The organism is Streptomyces sp. NBC_00440, assembly GCF_036014215.1.
Classification (GTDB): Bacteria; Actinomycetota; Actinomycetes; order Streptomycetales; family Streptomycetaceae; genus Streptomyces.
Genome location: NZ_CP107921.1, coordinates 7,198,373 through 7,217,860 on the forward strand (window position 1 = coordinate 7,198,373; position 19,488 = coordinate 7,217,860).

Here is a 19,488-nt window from a genome sequence, read left to right on the forward strand (position 1 = left end):
AGGATCGGTTCCCTCATGACTGCAACCCTTGTCGCCAAAGACCTCGCCGCGGGCCACGGTGACCGCTCGCTCTTCTCCGGCCTCGACCTCGTCGTGGCGCCGGGAGACGTGATCGGTCTCGTCGGTGTGAACGGCGCGGGCAAATCGACCCTGCTGCGCCTCCTGGCCGGGCTCGACACCCCGGAGGAGGGCGAGCTGAGGCTCTCGCCGCCCACCGCCACCGTCGGCCATCTCCCGCAGGAGCCGGAGCGCCGCGAGGGCGAGACCGTACGCGAGTTCCTCGCCCGGCGCACCGGGGTGGCCGCCGCCCAGAGCGCCATGGACGAGGCCACCCAGGGCCTGGTCGACGGGGTCGCGGGAGCCGATGACGCGTACTCCACCACGCTGGAGCGCTGGCTCGACCTCGGCGGAGCCGATCTCGACGAGCGTGCCGACGAAGTGGCGGCGTCGCTGGGTCTCACCGTCGGCCTCGACCAGCCGATGACCTCGCTCTCCGGCGGCCAGGCGGCCCGCGCCGGTCTCGCCTCGCTGCTGCTCTCCCGGTACGACGTGTTCCTCCTCGACGAGCCGACCAACGACCTCGACCTCGACGGCCTGGACCGTCTTGAGCGCTTCGTCGGCGGGCTGCGTGCGGGCACCGTCGTCATCAGCCACGACCGCGAGTTCCTCACCCGCACGGTGACCAAGGTCCTCGAACTCGACCTCGCCCAGCAGCAGATCACCCTCTACGGCGGCGGGTACGCGGGATATCTGGAGGAGCGGGAGACCGCCCGCAGGCACGCCAGGGAGGAGTACGACGAGTTCGCCGACAAGAAGGCCGCTCTTGAGGGCCGGGCCCAGATGCAGCGCGGCTGGATGGACAAGGGCGTCAAGAACGCCCGCCGCAAGGCGTCCGACAACGACAAGCTCGGCCGTAAGTTCCGCAGCGAGGCGAGCGAGAAGCAGGCGGCCAAGGCCCGGCAGACGCAGCGCATGATCGAGCGCCTCGACGTCGTGGACGAACCCCGCAAGGAGTGGGAGCTGCGGATGGAGATCGCGGCCGCTCCGCGCTCGGGATCCGTGGTGGCCACCCTGCGGGACGCAAGCGTCGTCCGCGGGGACTTCACCTTCGGCCCCGCGCACCTCCAGATCGACTGGGCCGACCGGGTCGCCATCACCGGAGCCAACGGGGCGGGCAAGTCCACCCTGCTCGGTGCGGTGCTGGGCCGTGTGCCGCTGGACACCGGGCACGCGGCGCTCGGCCCCGGCGTCGTGGTCGGCGAGGTCGACCAGGCCCGCGGCCTCTTCTACGGTACGGAGACCCTGCTGGCCGCGTTCTGCGCGGCGGTTCCCGACACCGAGCCCGCCGAAGTCCGCACGCTCCTCGCGAAGTTCGGCCTGAAAGCGGCGCATGTGCTGCGGCCCGCGACCACCCTCTCGCCGGGCGAACGGACCAGGGCCGCCCTCGCGCTGCTGCAGGGCAGGGGCGTCAACCTCCTGGTGCTTGACGAACCCACGAACCACCTGGACCTGGAGGCCATCGAGCAGCTGGAATCGGCGCTCGACTCGTACGAGGGGACTCTGCTGCTGGTCACCCACGACCGCCGGATGCTGGCCGCGGTCCGTACGACGCGCCGTATCGAGGTGGCCGACGGCAAGGTCACGGAAGTCTGAACCGGCCCGGCCGAACGGAAGACCCTGAGCACATCCCTGAGCACATCGCCGGGCGGGCCCGAACAGGCCCGCCCGGCGATATGCGTCAGGTCATCCGGCGGTAGGAACCACGGGTTCAGCCGCGCCCCTTACCGCGCCCGGGGTCGGTGAGCCCGGCCCGCCGCAGCGCGTCCGCCATCGCACTGTTGGCCGGTGCCGGCGCTGACGTCCGGCCGCCGCCGCCACCCCCGCCGCCACCTCGACGGCCCCCGCCGCCCTGCCGCTGCTGCGGAGGCCGGCCGCCCTGGCCGTCCTGCGCCCGCTTGCCCCGGTCCTGCCGCTCCTTGCCGCCGCCCGGCTTGGCTCCGGCCTCGTCGTCGAGCCGCAGGGACAGCGAGATCCGCTTGCGCGGGATGTCGACGTCCATCACCTTCACCTTGACGATGTCGCCCGGCTTGACCACATCACGCGGGTCCTTCACGAACGTCCTGGACAGCGCGGACACATGCACCAGGCCGTCCTGGTGGACCCCGATGTCGACGAACGCGCCGAACGCGGCCACATTGGTGACCACGCCCTCCAGGACCATCCCGGCCGTCAGATCGCCCAGCTTCTCGACGCCCTCCTTGAAGGTGGCCGTCTTGAACGCGGGCCGGGGGTCGCGCCCCGGCTTCTCCAGCTCCCGCAGGATGTCCGTCACCGTCGGCAGCCCGAAGGTGTCGTTCACGAATTCGGCCGGATCCAGCGAGCGCAGCAGCGCCGCGTTCCCGACGAGCGAGCTGCCACCCGCCTTCTTGGTCATCGTCCGCACCACCGGGTACGCCTCCGGGTGCACGCTCGACGCGTCCAGCGGGTCGTCGCCGTCCCGGATGCGGAGGAAGCCCGCACACTGCTCGTACGCCTTGGGGCCCAGCCGCGACACGTCCTTGAGCGCCTTGCGCGACCGGAACGGGCCGTTGGCGTCGCGGTGCGCCACGATGTTCTCGGCGAGCCCCGAGCCGATACCGGAGACCCGGGAGAGCAGCGGGGCGGACGCGGTGTTGACGTCCACTCCGACACCGTTCACGCAGTCCTCGACGACCGCGTCCAGCGAGCGGGAGAGCTTCACCTCGGAGAGGTCGTGCTGATACTGCCCGACCCCGATCGACTTGGGGTCGATCTTGACCAGTTCGGCGAGCGGATCCTGGAGCCTGCGGGCGATCGACACCGCGCCCCGGAGCGTCACGTCCATGTCGGGCAGCTCCTGCGAGGCGAACGCGGACGCCGAGTACACGGAAGCCCCCGCCTCCGAGACCATCACCTTCGTCAGCTTCAACTCGGGGTGCTTCGCACACAGTTCACCGGCGAGCTTGTCCGTCTCGCGCGACGCGGTGCCGTTCCCGATCGCGATCAGGTCGACCGCGTGCTCCTTCGCGAGCCGGGCCAGCTTGGCCAGCGCCTCGTCCCACCGGTTCGCGGGGACGTGCGGGTGGATCACATCGGTGGCCACGACCTTGCCGGTCGCGTCGACCACGGCGACCTTCACACCCGTACGGAAGCCGGGGTCGAGTCCGAGCGTGGCACGGGTCCCGGCGGGGGCCGCCAGCAGCAGGTCACGCAGATTGGACGCGAAGACCTTGACCGCCTCGTCCTCGGCTGCCGTCCGCAGCCGCAGCCGCAGATCGATCCCCAGATGGACCAGGATGCGGGTGCGCCAGGACCAGCGCACCGTCTCGGTCAGCCATGCGTCGCCCGGCCTGCCGCGGTCCGCCACCCCGAAGCGGCGCGCGATCATCGACTCGTACGCCGAAGGACCAGCGGTGTCCGACGGTTCCTCCGGCTCCAGGACCAGGTCGAGCACGTCCTCCTTCTCGCCCCGCAGCATCGCCAGCACCCGGTGCGAGGGCAGCGCGGTGAACGGCTCGGCGAACTCGAAGTAGTCGGCGAACTTGGCGCCCTGCTCCTCCTTGCCGTCCCGCACCTTCGCCGTCAGCCGCCCGCGCGTCCACATCCGCTCACGCAGCTCACCGATGAGGTCGGCGTCCTCGCCGAACCGCTCGGTGAGGATGGACCGTGCGCCGTCCAGCGCGGCGGCCGGATCGGCGACGCCCTTGTCCGCGCCGGCGAACGCCGCCGCAGCCGCGAGCGGTTCCACCGAGGGGTCGGCCAGCAGCCCGTCGGCGAGCGGCTCAAGACCGGCCTCCCGCGCGATCTGGGCCTTGGTCCTGCGCTTCGGCTTGAAGGGCAGATAGATGTCCTCCAGCCGGGCCTTCGTCTCCGCGGCCCGGATCTGCGCCTCCAGCGCGTCGTCGAGCTTGCCCTGCTCCCGTACGGACTCCAGAACTGCCGTCCGCCGCTCCTCCAGCTCCCGCAGATAGCGCAGCCGCTCCTCCAGCGCGCGCAGTTGCGCGTCGTCGAGCATCTCGGTCGCTTCCTTGCGGTAGCGCGCGATGAACGGCACGGTCGATCCGCCGTCGAGCAGCTCGACGGCGGCCTTCACCTGCCGTTCCCTGACGCCGAGCTCCTCCGCGATCCTGCTTTCGATGGAAACTGGGGTGGTCGTGGTCACGATCCCGTACCGCCTTCTCGCTGAGCTTGCCGCATTCTTCCGGAGCAGCCCCCGGACCCCGCGCGGTGATCGGGCCGCCGGTGGGAGCCGGACCGCTGCCGCGCGGGGAAACAGTGCATCAGCATTGTGGCAGGCGGGGCCGGCGGAGCGGGGATCACGCCCGCCCCGGACCGGGTCAGCTGAGGCCGGACGGGAAGGCGCCCGCCGCGACCGCGGCGGCGAGGAAGCCGCGTGCCAGCTCGATGAGGCGCTCCACGCCCTCGGCGCCCAGGTGTTCGTACGGTGCGAGGTCGAGGCGGTCGGTGTCCGACTCCACGTCCTGGCGCAGCTTGGTGCCCGCATCGGTGAGCCCGCTGTCCGCGTCCAGCAGCCCGCGCCCGCGCAGCCGCTCCACGGCCGCGTCCCAGTCGCTCCGGTGCCAGCCGCGCGTGGCGAGGATCCAGCGGGGTGCCATGCCCTTGCCGGTCGCCGTGTGGCTCACCAGCGCCTCCAGCGGGTCGAGCCCGGCGGCGAGCAGCACGGCGAGATGGCCGTCGCCCCGGTGCTCGCGGAGCAGCGTCGCCGCGTGCCAGAACGCGAGATGGGGCTGCTCGGGGACCGGCAGGTCGGCGTGGGCGGAGTACAGCGGCCGGGCGTGCCGGGTGCAGGCCTCGGCCGCGCGCAGCGCGAGCCGCGCCGCCTCGGCCATCGCGTCGGACGCCACCGCCTCCTCGCCGAGCAGCCGCCGCAGCGTGGCGTCGGCGGCCCGCAGCCGGGCGTCGAGCACGGTCCGCGGTGAGGCCGTCTCCCACACGGCGGGGACATGCCGGGCGATCAGCTCGGGGTTGAAGTTGTAGAAGGTGGCGGCGATCGTGCCGGGGCCCACAGCCCCCATCGCCGCACCGCGCCCGGCGAAGTAGGCGGCGCCCGCGTCGTCGATCCCGACACCGGCGAGCTGCTCGGTGAAGTCGGGGGAGAAGTAGAGCGTCGAGTGCAGCGGGTTGACGGAGTTGTGGCAGCGACGGCCGGCGCGCGGCTGGAGCGAGGTCATGGCCTGAATGTTACCGACTGGTTGGTACGTGGGGAAGGGAGGGGGCGGAGAGGGCGGCGGATGCGGGGCGCGAGACCGGCGGAGAAGGGGCGGCGGGCGGCGCGCCACGGCAGCGAGTGAGGCGGGTGGTGCGGCAGGTATGGCAGGAAAGGTGGGACATTCGTCATTGCAGACACGTCGCTCGGCGCCAATGATGAGTCGTATGCCGCAGAGATCCTTGCTGATCGTCTTCTTCGACGAGCTGCAGAGCCTTGATGTGACCGGCCCCCTGGAAGTGTTCACAGGGGCCGGCCGTCTCGGCGGGGACGCGTACACCGTCCGTACGGCCTCGCTCGACGGATCGGCCGTCCGCACGTCCAGCGGCCTCACGCTCGTACCGGACGGCGCGCTGACCGATGCCGGGGACCCGCACACGCTGCTGGTCCCCGGTGGCCAGGGCACCCGCACGCCCGACCCCCGGCTGATCGACTGGCTGCGTGAGCACGCCCCGCGCGCCGAGCGCATCGTCTCGGTGTGCACCGGCGCGCTGCTGCTCGCCCGGGCCGGCCTGCTGGACGGCCACCGCGTCACCACGCACTGGTCGGTCTGCGACCACCTGGCGCGGACCTACCCGGCCGTCGACGTCGACCCCGAGCCGATCTTCGTGCGGGACGGGAAGCTCGCCACCTCCGCCGGAGTCACCGCCGGTATCGATCTGGCTCTCGCACTGGTCGAGGAGGACCTGGGCCGCGACATCGCGCTGACCGTCGCCCGCCATCTGGTGGTCTTTCTCCGACGCCCGGGAAACCAGGCCCAGTTCAGTGTCCAGCTCGCCACCCAGACGGCGCGGCGCGATCCGCTGCGCGAAGTCCAGCAGTGGATCAGCGAGCACCCCTGCGGCGATCTGTCGGTCGAATCCCTCGCGGACCGCGCCCGTCTCTCGCCCCGCCACTTCGCCCGCGCCTTCCGCGCGGAGACCGGGACGACACCGGGACGCTACGTCGAAGGCGTCCGGCTGGAACACGCCCGGCGACTTCTCGAAGACACGGCGGACTCGGTCGCGGAGATCTCCCGCACCTGTGGCTACGGCACACCGGAGGCCATGCGCCGCGCCTTCCTGAAAGCACTGGCCACCGCGCCTGCCGAGTACCGCCGCCGCTTCCGCTCACCCGCCGCCCACCGTTCGGGCGCCCCGTCCGTCACCCCGTCGCAGCCTGACTGAGAGGCACACCATGCAGATCGCGATCGTTCTCTTCGACCGTTTCACCGCACTGGACGCGGTCGGCCCCTACGAGATGCTCTGCCGCATCCCGGATGCCGAGACGATTTTCGTCGCCGAGCGGACCGGCCCCGTACGCAATGACGCAGGCAGCCTCCAGCTTGTCGCGGACCGGACACTCGACGAGGTGCCGCGACCCGACATCGTCGTGGTGCCGGGCGGGCCCGGGCAGACCGCTCAGATGGAGAACGAGGAGCTCCTCGGCTGGCTGCGTGCCGCCGACGCGGCGAGCACCTGGACGACCTCCGTCTGTACGGGGTCGCTGCTGCTGGCGGCAGCGGGTCTGCTCGACGGCCGCCGCGCCACGTCCCACTGGCTGGCGCTGGACAGCCTGGCCGCGTTCGGGGCCGAACCGACGGGCGAACGGGTCGTCACCGACGGCAAGTTCATCACGGCGGCCGGGGTGTCGTCCGGTATCGACATGGCACTCACCCTGGTCGGCCGGGTCGCCGGGGACCGGCATGCGCAGGCGGTCCAGCTGGGCGCCGAGTACGACCCGCAGCCGCCCTACGACGCGGGCTCGCCGCTGAAGGCCCCGGCCGACCTGGTCGAGGAGATGCGCGGGAGGAGCCGCTTCATCCTCCGGTAGTGCCCCGCAACACCGCCCCGGGACGCGGGGTCCAGGTGAAGTGGGGCTCCCGCCGCTCCAGGAACGCCGTGACCCCCTCCACCGGGTCGTCGGAGTCCCGCGCCGCCGCCCGCCAGTACGCGCCCCGGTCGTCCCGGCCCGCGGCGAACTCCTTGGCCGCCGTCTGCGTCAGCTGCGAGCGGGACACCAGCACCCGGCTGAACTCCGCCACCCGCGGGCCGAGCTGGTCCCTGGGCACCACCTCGTCCAGCAGGCCGCTCCGCAGCGCGTGGTCCGTGCCGATCAACTCGGCCGAGAACAGGAGGTACTTGGCGGTCGCCGGGCCCACCAGGGAGACCAGCCGTGCGGTGGAGGCCGCCGGATAGACGATCCCGAGCTTTGCCGGAGTCACCCCGAACAGGGAGCCCTCCTCGGCGAACCGCAGGTCGCAGGCTGCCGCCAGCTGGCAGCCGCCGCCCACGCAGTACCCGCGCACGGCGGCGAGTGTCGGCTTCGGGAAGGCGGCGAGGGCCTCCTCGGCCCGGACCGCGAGTCGCTGGGGGTCCTCGCGGGGGTCCTCGTGGGGGTCCCGGAGTGTCAATATGTCGGCCCCGGCGCAGAAGGTGTTCCCGGCTCCGGTCAGGACCAGGACGCGGACGCCGGTGTCGTCCGCCAGCCGGTCGAGCAGCGCCGGCAGGGCCCGCCACATGGCAGCCGTCATGGCATTGCGCTTGGCGGTGTTGCTGATCACGACGGTGGCGACCCCGTCGGCGACGGTGTGCTTCAGCTGCGGCTCCATGAGCCGGATGCTATCGGCCCGGCCGAGCCGGTGATCAGCCGCTGCCCGGAACGGTCTCCGGTGGCCCGCAGTGGTTCTCCGGTGGTCTCCGGTGGTCTCCGATGGTCTCCGGCGGGCTGAAGGACGGTCCGCGGACATCTCTGTCACCCGTCACTAAAGCCGCCAATAGACACCAGAAATAGACACGCCCTTAACGGGATCGGTCACATTCCTTCGAATAGCGACGATTAGCGCTGACTTCTGTTCAGCTGCACGGTGCGGACCGGCTCATTCCCAACACTCGATGCGTGGTCACCATCGAGAGCGAGGGCGGGAGCCGGGATATGGAGAGCCGCGGGAGCAACAGCCCGCCCGACCCGGCGGTCGCCGGCTCCCTGCCCTACGAAGGCGTCTGGCGGTTCACCGCCCCGTCGGTCGACGTCTCCGTACCGCAGGCCCGGCACGCCGTACGCGATCTGCTGGCGCGCCAGCAGGTCCCGGTCGGCCCGGACACCGTCCAGGGCCTGCTGCTGATCGTCTCCGAGCTGGTCACCAACGCCGTACGCCATGCCGCGCTGCTCTCCCCGGAGGTGGCCGTGGAGGTCGCCGTCGGGGCCTCCTGGATCCGGGTGTCGGTCGAGGACAACCACCCCTACCGGCCGAGGGCGCTGGACGCGGACCAGGGGCAGACCGGGGGGCGCGGCCTGATGCTCGTACGCGAGATCACCGCGGAGGCCGGCGGGACCTGCGGGGTGGAACAGACGGCGAGCGGCGGCAAGGTCATCTGGTCCGCGCTGCCGCTCGCCCCGGTCGTTACCAGCCCCCGTTCGGCCCCGTCAGCTCTCTGACCGCGGGGCGCGCCGCGTCGAGCACCGTCATGAACCACGAGGAGAACGGCGCGGACGAATGCCGCTCGGCCAGTTCGGTGGCGGTGACGAACGCCGTGTCGTCCACCTCGTCGGGGTCGGGCCGCAGTTCCGCCTGGGCGAGTCCGACGAACAGATGGTTGAACTCCTGCTCCACCAGGCCCGAATCGGGGTCCGGGTGGTTGTAACGCACCGTGCCCGCCTCGGCGAGAAGCGCCGGGGAGATGCCCAACTCCTCATAGGTGCGCCTGGCCGCCGCCGCGAAGGGGGATTCGCCCGGATAAGGGTGCCCGCAGCAGGTGTTGGACCACACGCCGGGGGAGTGGTACTTACCGAGTGCCCGACGCTGGATCAGCAGCCGTCCCGCTCCGTCGAAGAGGAACACCGAGAAGGCCCGGTGCAGCTGGCCGGGTGCCTGGTGTGCGGCGAGCTTCTCCGCCGTTCCGATGGTCCTGCCGCTCTCATCGACCAGTTCGAGCATGATCGCTTCTGCTGCGCCGTTCGACATAACCATCCTTCGCATCGGGCGTCACCGGCTCCTCAGTCTGCCGTACAAAAGCGGCTTGTCCGCACTTCGGAGCGCAGGACGTGTCGGTGCCCCCGCCACACTGCGTGGCGGGGCCACCGACCGGAATATCAGAATTCGGCGCCTGCCGGGAAACCGGCCCCGTGCATCGGGCGCAGCGCATATGCTGCACAGCCGTATTCGCCACCGTGCTCCCGGTGCATGGTGAGTTCCTCGCGGCTGCCCGCAAGCGCCTGCCCCATGGCGGCCTCGCCCGCGGTGCGCAGCGGGGAGCCGGCGGACTCCCGGAAGGCGCGGCACTCCGCCGCGCCGATGATGTACCCGGACCCCTCGGCCCGGACAAGATCGAACATACCGTCGGAGAGGGGGAGTTCGGCCATGCCGGCCACGAGTGTACGGATCGATCCGCTCGGCCCGCGGCCCGGTGGCAGGGCTCAGCGGCACGGTTGAGTGGCAGAGCTCAGTGACAGAGCTTCGCCTCGTGCTCCGCGTGGCCGCCCGGCTCCAGCTGGAAGGTGCAGTGCGCGACGTCGAAGTGGGCGCCGAGGCAGCCCTGGAGGTCGTGCAGCATCTTCTCGTGACCGATCGCGCCCAGGGTGTCGGGGCTGACCACCACGTGCGCGGAGAGGACCGGCATCCCCGAAGTGATCGTCCACGCATGCAGGTCGTGGACGTCGGCCACTCCGGGGAGGTCCAGGATGTGGGCCCTGACCTCGCCCATGTCGACGTTCTTCGGGGCCGCTTCCAGCAGTACGTCGAGTGTCTCGCGCAGCAGCTTGACCGTACGCGGGACGATCATGAGGCCGATGACGAGCGAGGCCACGGGGTCGGCCGCCTGCCAGCCCGTCGTCAGGATCACGGTGGCCGAGATCAGCACGGCGACCGAGCCGAGCGCGTCGGCCATCACTTCCAGATAGGCGCCGCGGACATTGATGCTCTCCTGCTGCCCCCGGACGAGGATGGAGAGCGAGATCATGTTGGCGACCAGGCCGATGAGGCCGAAAACGATCGTCAGGCCGCCCGCTGTCTCGGCCGGCGTGATGAAGCGCTGGATCGCCTCGTACAGGACGTAACCGCCCACGCCCAGCAGCAGAAGGCAGTTGGCGAGTGCGGCCAGGATCTCCGCCCGTGCGTAGCCGAAGGTCCGGTTCTCGCTGGCCGGGCGGTTGGCGAAGTGGATCGCCAGGAGCGCCATCGCAAGCCCGAGCGCGTCCGTCGCCATGTGCGTCGCGTCCGCGAGCAGCGCCAGCGAGTCGGCCAGCAGACCGCCGGCGATCTCCACCACCATCACGGTCAGCGTGATGCAGAGTGCGATGCGCAGGCGGACCCGGTGAGCGGCCCCGGCAGTCCCCGTCGGCGGCGGTCCGCCGTGCGCATGCCCGTGGTCGTGCCCAGCCCCCATGAGAGCCCCTCCCGATCGTGAGCGTGCCGGTCCGAGAGGTCAGCCAACTACGGGGCAGGGGTATCGGGCAACACGAGACCGAACACCATTGTCAGCTACTCTGACCTGCGGAAATAATGGCAGGTCAGAGTGGGGCGCGAGATCATTTGCGGCGCGCGCCGGGGTGTCGCAGGCACCAGCCTTCCCAGGCCGACTCGACCATCTCGCGCACCCCGCGCGAGGCCTTCCAGCCGAGTTCCCCGGCGATCAGCTCGTCCGACGCGACGGCCTTCGCCGCGTCGCCCGGACGGCGCGGTCCGACCACGGGGGACATCGGCAGCCCGGTGACCGAGGCGACGAGGTCCGCCAGTTCGCGCACCGATACGCCCGCGCCGCGGCCGACATTGAGCGTGAGATCCCCCGCACCGCCGTCGGCGGAGAGCCTGCGGGCCACGGCGACATGGGCGTCGGCGAGATCGGCGACATGGATGTAGTCACGGATACAGGTGCCGTCGGGTGTGGGGTAGTCGGCGCCGAAGATCCGCGGGTCCTCACCGCGGGTCAGCCGGTCGAAGAACATCGGGATGACGTTGTGGACCCCGATGTCGGCCAGCCCGGGCGCGGCCGCACCCGCCACATTGAAGTAGCGCAGGCAGGCGGTGGACAGGCCGTGCGCCGTGCCCGCCGCCCGCACCAGCCACTCGCCGGCCAGCTTCGTCTCGCCGTACGGATTGATGGGCGCGCAGGGCGTCGACTCGGTGATCAGCTCCGCTTCGGGGACGCCGTAGACGGCGGCCGACGAGGAGAACAGGAAGCGCCGCACCCCGGCGGCGACCACGGCCTCCAGCACCACGGTCAGGCCGTGCACGTTGTCCCGGTAGTAGCTCAGCGGGTGCTCGACGGACTCCCCGACCTGCTTCTTGCCCGCGAGATGCACGACCCCGGTGATGTCACCTCCGTGAGCGGTCAGGGTGGCGTCCAGGAGGCCGCGGTCGAGCACCGAGCCGCGCACCAGCTCGACCCCGGCCGGAAGGCGTTCGGCGAGCCCGCTCGACAGGTCGTCCAGGACGACCACCCGCTCGCCGTCCGCCACCATCGCCCGCGCCACATGCGCTCCGATGTACCCCGCCCCACCTGTGATCAGCCACGTCATACCGGCCACCCTAAGACACCCCGGAGAGGCCCCGGAGACACCGCGGCTCTGCCTCTTCCGAGCGGAACGGGAGCACGGTTTGTGGGGCGAGGCATGGATCGATCATGATGACCGCAGCAGGTGGCGCGGGGTCATGCCCGGTCGGATCGGGACGTAAACGGCCCGTGAACGCCTGCTTACGTCCATCAGATAGCCTCTGCCGACATGCCGCCCGCCCCTGCCGGGACCGGGCCGTCTCCGCGTGTGTTACGCCAGCTCCAAGGAGTGAGTTCGTCTGTCGACCGCCATCCTCGCCGGTGCGCCGGTACCCGGATCGTCGCTGGAGGGCGATCTGCGGTCGCTGGGCTTCGATGTACGCATCGCATCCGACGCGGCAGAGACCGCGCAGCTGCTCACCGCCGCACCGGCCGACGAACGCGTGGCGGTCGTCGACACCCGTTTCGTCGGCCATCTCCACTCGCTCCGCCTGGCGCTGACCGATCCCCGCTTCGCGGCGGCCGCGGTCCCCGGCGCGCTCGCGGTCCAGCCGGAGGCGCGCCCCGCGCTCAACCGCGTACTGGCGGCCGCGGAACCGCGCCCCGACACCCTGGCCGCGGCGCTGGACAGCGCCGGGACCCCCGTGCAGCGCCCCGAGCTGGGCACGCTGGTCGCCTCGGTCCCGCAGGACCCGCAGTCCCGCCACGAGGCCAGGGCCGCCGTCGCCGCCGTCGATGACGAGGCCGTGCGGCTCCGTACGGCGGTGAAGTCCCGGGACGGCTTCTTCACGACGTACTGCATCAGCCCCTACTCGCGGTACATCGCACGCTGGTGCGCCCGCCACGGGCTGACCCCGAACCAGGTCACCACCGCCTCGCTGATCACCGCGCTGATAGCGGCGGCCTGCGCCGCGACCGGCACCCGCGGCGGATACATCGCCGCCGGAGTGCTGCTGCTCTGCTCCTTCGTCCTGGACTGCACGGACGGTCAGCTCGCCCGGTACTCGCTCCAGTACTCGACGCTCGGCGCCTGGCTGGACGCGACCTTCGACCGGGCCAAGGAGTACGCCTACTACGCGGGGCTCGCGCTGGGTTCGGCCCGCAACGGCGACGACATCTGGGTGCTGGCCCTCGGCGCGATGGTCCTCCAGACCTGCCGGCACGTCGTGGACTTCTCCTTCAACGAGGCGAACCACGACGCGACAGCCAACACAAGTCCCACCGCCGCCCTCTCCGACAAGCTCGACAGCGTCGGCTGGACGGTCTGGGTGCGCCGCATGATCGTGCTCCCGATCGGTGAACGCTGGGCCATGATCGCCGTGCTCACCGCCGTGACCACCCCCCGGATCGTCTTCTACGCGCTCCTCATCGGCTGTGCCCTGGCCGCCTGCTACACCACGGCCGGCCGGATCCTGCGCTCGCTGACCCGCCGGGCCACCCGCACGGACCGCGCCGCCCAGGCACTGGCCGACCTCGCCGACTCGGGACCGCTCGCCGAGCTCTTCGCACGGTTCCTCAAGGGACCGCGCGGTGCCCTGCCGGTGATCGCGTTCGTGGGCGGCGCCCTCGTGGTGGCCGTGTCGCTCTTCGCGCCGGTCGGCAGCTGGTGGCCCGCCGCGGCCGCCGCCGTGTACTGCGTACTCTCCGGAACGGCCGTCTCGCGCCCGCTCAAGGGCGCGCTCGACTGGCTGGTGCCCCCGGTCTTCCGGGCGGCCGAATACGTCACGATCCTCGTGCTCGCGGCCCGCTCCGACGTCCACGAGGCGCTGCCCGCGGCCTTCGGACTGGTGGCGGCCGTCGCCTACCATCACTACGACACGGTGTACCGCATCAAGGGCGGCACCGGCGCGCCGCCCCGGTGGCTCGTGCGTACGATCGGCGGCCACGACGGCCGGACCCTGGTGGTCGCCGTACTCGCCGCCCTGCTCACGGCGGAGCACACCGCCGGTGACGGTTTCGCAGTCGCGCTCACGGTGCTCGCCGTGGCCGTGGCGATCGTGGTCCTCGCGGAGAGCATCCGCTTCTGGGTGTCCTCCGGAGCACCCGCTGTACATGACGAAGGAGAACCCGCATGATCGGCCTCGTACTGGCGGCCGGCGCAGGCAGGCGTCTGCGTCCCTACACCGACACGCTGCCCAAGGCCCTCGTGCCCGTCGGCCCCGAGGGGGAGGGCGAGCCGACCACCGTTCTCGACATCGCGCTGAGCAACTTCGCCGAGGTCGGACTCACCGAGGTCGCGGTCGTCGTCGGCTACCGCAAGGAGGCGGTGTACGCGCGCCGTGCGGAGTTCGAGGCCAAGTACGGCGTCACGATCACGCTGATCGACAACGACAAGGCCGAGGAGTGGAACAACGCCTACTCCCTCTGGTGCGCCCGTGAGGTGCTCAAGCAGGGTGTGATCCTCGCCAACGGCGACACCGTGCACCCGGTCTCCGTCGAGAAGACACTGCTGGCCGCGCGCGGCGAAGGCCGGCGGATCGTCCTCGCCCTCGACACGGTGAAGCACCTCGCCGACGAGGAGATGAAGGTCATCACGGACGGCACCGACGCGGTGACCAGGATCACCAAGCTGATGGACCCCTCGACCGCCACCGGCGAGTACATCGGGGTCACCCTCATCGAGCCCGAGGCCGCCGAGGAGCTCGCGGACGCGCTCAAGGTCACCTTCGAGCGCGACCCCGACCTCTACTACGAGGACGGCTACCAGGAGCTGGTGAACCGCGGCTTCCGGATCGACGTGGCTCCGATCGGGGACGTCGCCTGGGTCGAGATCGACAACCACGACGACCTCGCGAAGGGCCGTGGCATCGCGTGCCAGTACTGACGAGGCTCATCCCGTCCCCGGTCGTCGTCGACATCAGCAGCGGCGCCCTCGACGACTTGGCGGGGCTCCTCGCCGACCAGCGGATCTCGGCCTCCGGCAAGCTCGCCCTCGCCGTCAGTGACGGCTCGGGCCGGGCGCTGCGCGAGAAGCTCGCGCCGGTGCTGCCCGGGGCCGACTGGTACTCCGTCGCCGACGGCACCATCGACTCCGCGGTGCGGCTGGCCGACGGGATCAAGGGCAAGCGGTACGACGCGGTGGTCGGCCTCGGCGGCGGCAAGATCATCGACGTGGCGAAGTACGCGGCGGCCCGGGTGGGGCTCCCGATGGTCGCCGTAGCGACGAATCTCTCGCACGACGGCATCTGCTCGCCGGTATCCACCCTGGACAACGACAACGGACGCGGCTCCTACGGGGTCCCGACCCCCATCGCGATCGTCGTCGACCTCGATGTGATCCGTGAGGCACCGCCCCGCTTCATCCGCTCCGGCGTCGGTGACGCGATCTCCAACATCTCGGCCATCGCCGACTGGGAGCTCTCGCACAAGGTCAACGGCGAAGCGGTCGACGGACTGGCGGCGGCCATGGCCCGCACCGCGGGCGAGGCGGTCCTGCGCCACCCCGGCGGGGTCGGCGACGACGAGTTCCTGATGGTGCTCGCCGAGGGGCTCGTCCTCTCCGGCATCGCGATCTCGATCAGCGGCGACACCAGGCCCTCGTCCGGTGCCTGCCACGAGATCTGCCACGCCTTCGACCTGCTCTTCCCCCAGCGGGCCGGCAGCCACGGCGAGCAGGTCGGTCTCGGCGCCGCCTTCGCGATGCACCTGCGCGGCGCGGCCGACGAGGCCGGGCTCTTCGCGGACGTCCTGCGCCGGCACGGCCTGCCCGTGCTGCCCGGCGAGCTGGGCTTCAGCGTGGACGAGTTCGTCCAGGCCGTGCAGTACGCCCCGCAGACCCGCCCCGGACGCTTCACGATCCTGGAACACCTCAACCTGTCCGCAGACCAGATCAAGGACGCTTACGCCGACTATGCAAAAGCCATCGGTAGCTGAACTCCGCCCGGTCGTTCACCCTCCGGGCGTCAAGGACCGGCGGAGCGGCGAGCACTGGGGCGGCCGGCTCTACATGCGCGAGATTTCGCTGCGCGTGGACCGGCACCTGGTGAACACGCGGATCACGCCCAACCAGCTGACCTACGTGATGACCGTCGCCGCCGCCTTCGCCGCCCCTGCCCTCCTCGTGCCGGGGATCTGGGGCGCGGTGCTCGGCGTGCTGATGGCTCAGCTCTATCTGCTTCTCGACTGCGTCGACGGCGAGGTCGCCCGCTGGAAGAAGCAGTACTCGATGGTCGGCGTCTACGTGGACCGCGTAGCCGCCTATGTACTCGACGCCGCGGTCCTCGTCGGCTTCGGTCTGCGCGCGGCCGACATCTGGGGCTCCGGGCGGATCGACTGGCTGTGGGCCTTCCTCGGCACCCTCGCGGCCCTCGGCGCCGTCATGATCAAGTCCGAGACCGACCTCGTCGGCGTCGCCCGCCACCAGCAGGGACTGCCGCCGGTCAAGGAGACGGCGTCCGAGCCGCGCTCCTCCGGCATGGCGCTGGCCCGCAGGGCGGCCGCGGCGCTGAAGTTCCACCGGCTCGTCCTCGGCATCGAGGCGTCGCTGCTCATCCTGGTCCTCGCGATCGTGGACCAGATCAGGGGCGACCTGTTCTTCACGCGGCTCGGCGTCGCCGTGCTGGCGGGCATCGCGCTCCTGCAGTCCCTGCTCCACCTCGTGTCCGTCCTCGCCTCCAGCAGGCTCAAGTGACGGCCCCCGGCGGGGGCGGCTCCGCGAAGGTCGGCGCGGTCATCATCACGATGGGCAACCGCCCCGACGAGCTGCGCGCACTGCTGGATTCCGTCGCCAAGCAGGACGGCGATCCGGTCGAGACGGTCGTCGTCGGCAACGGCGCACCCGTGCCGGACGTCCCCGAAGGCGTACGGACCGTCGAGCTGCCCGAGAACCTGGGCATCCCCGGCGGCCGCAACGTCGGCATCGAGGCCTTCGGCCCGGCCGGCACCGACGTCGACATCCTGCTCTTCCTCGACGACGACGGGCTGCTGCCCAACACCGACACGGCCGAGCTGTGCCGCCAGGCCTTCGCGGCCGACCCCGAGCTGGGCATCATCAGCTTCCGGATCGCCGACCCCGACACCGGGGTCACCCAGCGCCGCCACGTCCCCCGGCTGCGCGCATCCGACCCCATGCACTCCTCGCGCGTCACGACCTTCCTCGGCGGGGCCAACGCCGTACGGTCCAAGGTCATCGCCGAGGCCGGACCGCTCCCCGGCGAGTTCTTCTACGCGCACGAGGAGACCGACCTGGCGTGGCGGGCCCTCGACGCCGGCTGGATGATCGACTACCGGTCCGACATGGTGCTGCACCACCCCACCACGGCCCCGTCCAGGCACGCGGTCTACCACCGCATGGTGGCCCGCAACCGTGTCTGGCTGGCCCGCCGGAATCTGCCCGCACCGCTGGTGCCGGTCTACCTGGGGGTGTGGATGCTGCTCACGCTGGTCCGCCGCCCCTCCGGAGCCGCGCTCAAGGCATGGTTCGGCGGGTTCAAGGAGGGCTGGACGACTCCCTGCGGAACACGCCGACCGATGAAATGGCGTACGGTCTGGCGGCTGACCCGACTGGGCCGGCCACCGGTGATCTGAGAAGCTCGATTCTGAGAGCATCGGACGTACTCCGGGGCCCGGCATCCGAGCCCGGTCCCGATCCAGCAGCGCATCTTGAACACGAAAGTTTCAACTTGTGAGTGACACAACCCATGACGGAGCGGTCGCGCTGAGCGACCGCCCGTCTCCCGACGACGGTCTGTCCTCGGCCGAGCTGGCCGGGAAGTACGGCCTGTCGGTGAGCGGTGCCCGGCCTGGACTCATGGAGTACGTCCGCCAGATCTGGGGACGGCGCCACTTCATCCTGGCCTTCTCGTCCGCGAAACTGTCGGCCCAGTACAGCCAGGCCAAGCTGGGCCAGGTCTGGCAGGTGGCGACCCCGCTGCTCAACGCGGCGGTCTACTACTTCATCTTCGGCCTGCTCCTCAACACCAGGCGGGGGCTGCCGCACGACGTCTTCATCCCCTTCCTGGTGACCGGGGTCTTCGTCTTCACCTTCACGCAGAGCTCGGTGATGGCCGGTGTCCGGGCGATCTCGGGGAACCTCGGTCTGGTGCGGGCGCTGCACTTCCCGCGGGCCTCGCTGCCCGTCTCGTTCGCGCTCCAGCAGCTCCAGCAGCTGCTGTACTCGATGATCGTGCTGATCGTGGTCGCCGTCTGCTTCCACAGCTATCCGTCGCTGTCCTGGCTCCTGGTCATCCCCATCCTCGCGATGCAGTTCGTGTTCAACACGGGCCTGGCCCTGATCATGGCCAGGCTCGGCAGCAAGACGCCCGACCTCGCGCAGCTGATGCCGTTCATCATGCGTACCTGGATGTACACGTCGGGCGTGATGTTCTCCATCACGGTCATGCTCAAGGGCAAGCCGCCGTGGATCGCCCATGTGCTCCAGTGGAATCCGGCCACCGTCTACATGGACCTGGTCCGGTTCGCTCTGATCGACGGTTACGGCGCCGAGAACCTGCCTCCGCACGTCTGGGCGGCCGCAGCGGCCTGGGCGGTCCTGCTGGGCCTCGTGGGCTTCGTGTTTTTCTGGAAGGCTGAGGAGCGGTACGGCCGTGGCTGAGCAAACCAATCAGGGGTACATCCCCACGGTCATCGCGGACGACGTGCACATCGTGTACCGCGTCAACGCCGGCGGCGGCGGCAAGGGCGCGGCCACCGCAGCGCTCAGCCGCATCGTGGGCAAAGACAAGAGCGCCGCGCGCGGTGTCCGCAAGGTGCACGCCGTACGCGGGGTGACCTTCACGGCCTACCGGGGCGAGGCCATCGGCCTCATCGGCTCCAACGGCTCCGGCAAGTCCACCCTGCTGCGGGCCATCGCCGGGCTGCTGCCGACGGAGAGCGGCAAGGTCTACACCGACGGCCAGCCGTCGTTGCTCGGTGTCAACGCCGCACTGATGAACGACCTGACCGGCGAGCGCAATGTGATCCTCGGCGGTCTGGCCATGGGCATGTCGCGCGAGGAGATCCGCGAGCGGTACCAGGGGATCGTCGACTTCTCCGGCATCAACGAGAAGGGCGACTTCATCACCCTGCCGATGCGGACGTACTCGTCGGGCATGGCGGCGAGGCTCCGGTTCTCCATCGCGGCGGCCAAGAACCACGACGTCCTCATGATCGACGAGGCGCTGGCCACCGGCGACCGCAAGTTCCAGATCCGTTCGGAAGAGCGCATCCGCGAGCTGCGGAAGGAGGCCGGCACGGTCTTCCTCGTCAGCCACAGCAACAAGTCGATCAGGGACACCTGCGACCGCGTCCTGTGGCTGGAGAAGGGCGAACTGCTGATGGACGGCCCGACCGAGGAGGTCGTCAAGGCGTACGAGAAGGAGACCGGCAAGTAGCCGCCCCGTCGGCCCTTCCCGCCTTCCCGCAGCACCACAGCGGCCCCCCGCCGGAACCTCCGGCGGGGGGCCGCTGCCCTGCGGTCACCCGCTGCCCGCAACATCCCGACACGCCGGTGCGAGCAGGCTGTTCAGGCCAATGACGGACCGTTGTGCACAGGTCCGGGTGAGTCAAGTGATCGTCAAGTACTGTGCCTGCGGGGAAGGTTGCGGAGGATTGAAGTGTTCTTGTAATGCGCACTGCACCCCGCTGACGTGCCAGTCGTTGTACAACGTAAGCTGTACCGGTGCTGATTCACGGCAAGCGGGGCCAATACCCTGCGTCGCCAACCCGGCGTCGCCTTGCCTGACAGTCTGCGCGGCGTGTCCGAAATGGGTTGTATTGAGTCAGCAGTGTAGAACGGGAGATGTGACGGCAATGGCAACGGACGTGTCCCAGCTC

18 protein-coding genes are annotated in these 19,488 nt (G+C 70.6%); 11 read left to right on the forward strand and 7 right to left on the reverse strand.

What is annotated here, in order from left to right; genetic code table 11:
• Positions 1-15: 15 nt before the first annotated feature.
• Positions 16-1,653, forward strand: a complete 1,638-nt coding sequence (locus OHB13_RS32080; RefSeq protein ID WP_328379415.1) for an ABC-F family ATP-binding cassette domain-containing protein — start codon at positions 16-18, stop codon at positions 1,651-1,653.
• 115 nt (positions 1,654-1,768) lie between these two features.
• On the opposite strand, the gene OHB13_RS32085 is transcribed toward OHB13_RS32080, so the two are convergent.
• Entirely contained in the window at positions 1,769-4,180 is a 2,412-nt protein-coding gene (locus tag OHB13_RS32085) for a Tex family protein (RefSeq protein ID WP_328379416.1), read from the reverse strand.
• A gap of 175 nt (positions 4,181-4,355) precedes the next feature.
• Entirely contained in the window at positions 4,356-5,210 is an 855-nt protein-coding gene (locus OHB13_RS32090; RefSeq protein ID WP_328379417.1) for an SCO6745 family protein, read from the reverse strand.
• 202 nt (positions 5,211-5,412) lie between these two features.
• Here OHB13_RS32090 and OHB13_RS32095 point away from each other — a divergent pair, with 202 nt between their 5' ends.
• Positions 5,413-6,411, forward strand: coding sequence for a GlxA family transcriptional regulator (locus tag OHB13_RS32095; RefSeq protein ID WP_328379418.1), 999 nt, complete (start codon positions 5,413-5,415; stop codon positions 6,409-6,411).
• A gap of 10 nt (positions 6,412-6,421) precedes the next feature.
• Positions 6,422-7,057, forward strand: a complete 636-nt coding sequence (locus tag OHB13_RS32100) for a DJ-1/PfpI family protein (protein WP_328379419.1) — start codon at positions 6,422-6,424, stop codon at positions 7,055-7,057.
• On the opposite strand, the gene OHB13_RS32105 is transcribed toward OHB13_RS32100, so the two are convergent.
• Positions 7,044-7,835 (reverse strand): enoyl-CoA hydratase/isomerase family protein, encoded by a 792-nt coding sequence (locus tag OHB13_RS32105; protein ID WP_328379420.1) that lies wholly within the window; start codon positions 7,833-7,835, stop codon positions 7,044-7,046. The two genes, OHB13_RS32100 and OHB13_RS32105, sit on opposite strands and share 14 nt — an antisense overlap.
• Positions 7,836-8,158: 323 nt before the next feature.
• Between OHB13_RS32105 and OHB13_RS32110 the strand changes: the two genes are divergently transcribed.
• On the forward strand, positions 8,159-8,662 hold the full coding sequence (locus tag OHB13_RS32110; RefSeq protein ID WP_266860557.1) for an ATP-binding protein: 504 nt from the start codon (positions 8,159-8,161) through the stop codon (positions 8,660-8,662).
• Here OHB13_RS32110 and idi read toward each other — a convergent pair.
• The 4 genes from idi to galE all read right to left on the reverse strand — a co-directional run bounded on the left by idi (position 8,628) and on the right by galE (position 11,740).
• On the reverse strand, positions 8,628-9,188 hold the full coding sequence (gene idi, locus OHB13_RS32115) for an isopentenyl-diphosphate Delta-isomerase (RefSeq protein ID WP_328379421.1): 561 nt from the start codon (positions 9,186-9,188) through the stop codon (positions 8,628-8,630). The genes OHB13_RS32110 and idi overlap by 35 nt on opposite strands.
• A gap of 128 nt (positions 9,189-9,316) precedes the next feature.
• Entirely contained in the window at positions 9,317-9,586 is a 270-nt protein-coding gene (locus OHB13_RS32120) for a hypothetical protein (protein WP_328379422.1), read from the reverse strand.
• A gap of 80 nt (positions 9,587-9,666) precedes the next feature.
• Complete coding sequence (locus tag OHB13_RS32125) at positions 9,667-10,608, reverse strand: cation diffusion facilitator family transporter (protein WP_328379423.1); 942 nt, start codon at positions 10,606-10,608, stop codon at positions 9,667-9,669.
• Between the two features lie 142 nt (positions 10,609-10,750).
• Positions 10,751-11,740, reverse strand: coding sequence for a UDP-glucose 4-epimerase GalE (gene galE / locus OHB13_RS32130; protein ID WP_266851158.1), 990 nt, complete (start codon positions 11,738-11,740; stop codon positions 10,751-10,753).
• 274 nt (positions 11,741-12,014) lie between these two features.
• On the opposite strand from galE, the gene OHB13_RS32135 reads away from it, so the two are divergent.
• The 7 genes from OHB13_RS32135 to OHB13_RS32165 all read left to right on the forward strand — a co-directional run bounded on the left by OHB13_RS32135 (position 12,015) and on the right by OHB13_RS32165 (position 19,046).
• Positions 12,015-13,790, forward strand: a complete 1,776-nt coding sequence (locus OHB13_RS32135) for a DUF5941 domain-containing protein (RefSeq protein ID WP_328380441.1) — start codon at positions 12,015-12,017, stop codon at positions 13,788-13,790.
• Positions 13,787-14,539 (forward strand): phosphocholine cytidylyltransferase family protein, encoded by a 753-nt coding sequence (locus OHB13_RS32140; RefSeq protein ID WP_266851156.1) that lies wholly within the window; start codon positions 13,787-13,789, stop codon positions 14,537-14,539. The genes OHB13_RS32135 and OHB13_RS32140 overlap by 4 nt, the downstream gene beginning before the upstream one ends.
• The gene (locus tag OHB13_RS32145) at positions 14,527-15,588 is read left to right on the forward strand and encodes an iron-containing alcohol dehydrogenase family protein (RefSeq protein ID WP_328379424.1); all 1,062 of its coding nucleotides are present in this window, start codon (positions 14,527-14,529) and stop codon (positions 15,586-15,588) included. The genes OHB13_RS32140 and OHB13_RS32145 overlap by 13 nt, the downstream gene beginning before the upstream one ends.
• Positions 15,566-16,345: a CDP-alcohol phosphatidyltransferase family protein gene (locus OHB13_RS32150; RefSeq protein WP_266851152.1), complete on the forward strand. Its 780-nt coding sequence runs from the start codon at positions 15,566-15,568 to the stop codon at positions 16,343-16,345. Before OHB13_RS32145 ends, OHB13_RS32150 begins: the two co-directional genes overlap by 23 nt.
• Positions 16,346-16,395: 50 nt before the next feature.
• Complete coding sequence (locus tag OHB13_RS32155) at positions 16,396-17,241, forward strand: glycosyltransferase family 2 protein (RefSeq protein ID WP_328380442.1); 846 nt, start codon at positions 16,396-16,398, stop codon at positions 17,239-17,241.
• Positions 17,242-17,338: 97 nt separating this feature from the next.
• On the forward strand, positions 17,339-18,268 hold the full coding sequence (locus tag OHB13_RS32160; RefSeq protein ID WP_266851150.1) for an ABC transporter permease: 930 nt from the start codon (positions 17,339-17,341) through the stop codon (positions 18,266-18,268).
• A complete protein-coding gene (locus tag OHB13_RS32165) occupies positions 18,261-19,046 on the forward strand; it encodes an ABC transporter ATP-binding protein (RefSeq protein ID WP_266851149.1) in 786 nt (261 codons plus the stop codon). Before OHB13_RS32160 ends, OHB13_RS32165 begins: the two co-directional genes overlap by 8 nt.
• Positions 19,047-19,488: the final 442 nt, after the last annotated feature.

Coding starts and splice junctions, on each gene's coding strand:
- OHB13_RS32155 (WP_328380442.1), top strand. CDS start 16,396: ATGGGCAACCGCCCCGACGAGCTGCGCGCACTGCTGGATTCCGTCGCC.
- OHB13_RS32140 (WP_266851156.1), top strand. CDS start 13,787: ATGATCGGCCTCGTACTGGCGGCCGGCGCAGGCAGGCGTCTGCGTCCC.
- OHB13_RS32125 (WP_328379423.1), bottom strand. CDS start 10,608: ATGGGGGCTGGGCACGACCACGGGCATGCGCACGGCGGACCGCCGCCG.
- OHB13_RS32090 (WP_328379417.1), bottom strand. CDS start 5,210: ATGACCTCGCTCCAGCCGCGCGCCGGCCGTCGCTGCCACAACTCCGTC.
- galE (WP_266851158.1), bottom strand. CDS start 11,740: ATGACGTGGCTGATCACAGGTGGGGCGGGGTACATCGGAGCGCATGTG.
- OHB13_RS32120 (WP_328379422.1), bottom strand. CDS start 9,586: ATGGCCGAACTCCCCCTCTCCGACGGTATGTTCGATCTTGTCCGGGCC.
- OHB13_RS32095 (WP_328379418.1), top strand. CDS start 5,413: ATGCCGCAGAGATCCTTGCTGATCGTCTTCTTCGACGAGCTGCAGAGC.
- OHB13_RS32080 (WP_328379415.1), top strand. CDS start 16: ATGACTGCAACCCTTGTCGCCAAAGACCTCGCCGCGGGCCACGGTGAC.
- OHB13_RS32150 (WP_266851152.1), top strand. CDS start 15,566: ATGCAAAAGCCATCGGTAGCTGAACTCCGCCCGGTCGTTCACCCTCCG.
- OHB13_RS32100 (WP_328379419.1), top strand. CDS start 6,422: ATGCAGATCGCGATCGTTCTCTTCGACCGTTTCACCGCACTGGACGCG.
- OHB13_RS32110 (WP_266860557.1), top strand. CDS start 8,159: ATGGAGAGCCGCGGGAGCAACAGCCCGCCCGACCCGGCGGTCGCCGGC.
- OHB13_RS32105 (WP_328379420.1), bottom strand. CDS start 7,835: ATGGAGCCGCAGCTGAAGCACACCGTCGCCGACGGGGTCGCCACCGTC.
- idi (WP_328379421.1), bottom strand. CDS start 9,188: ATGTCGAACGGCGCAGCAGAAGCGATCATGCTCGAACTGGTCGATGAG.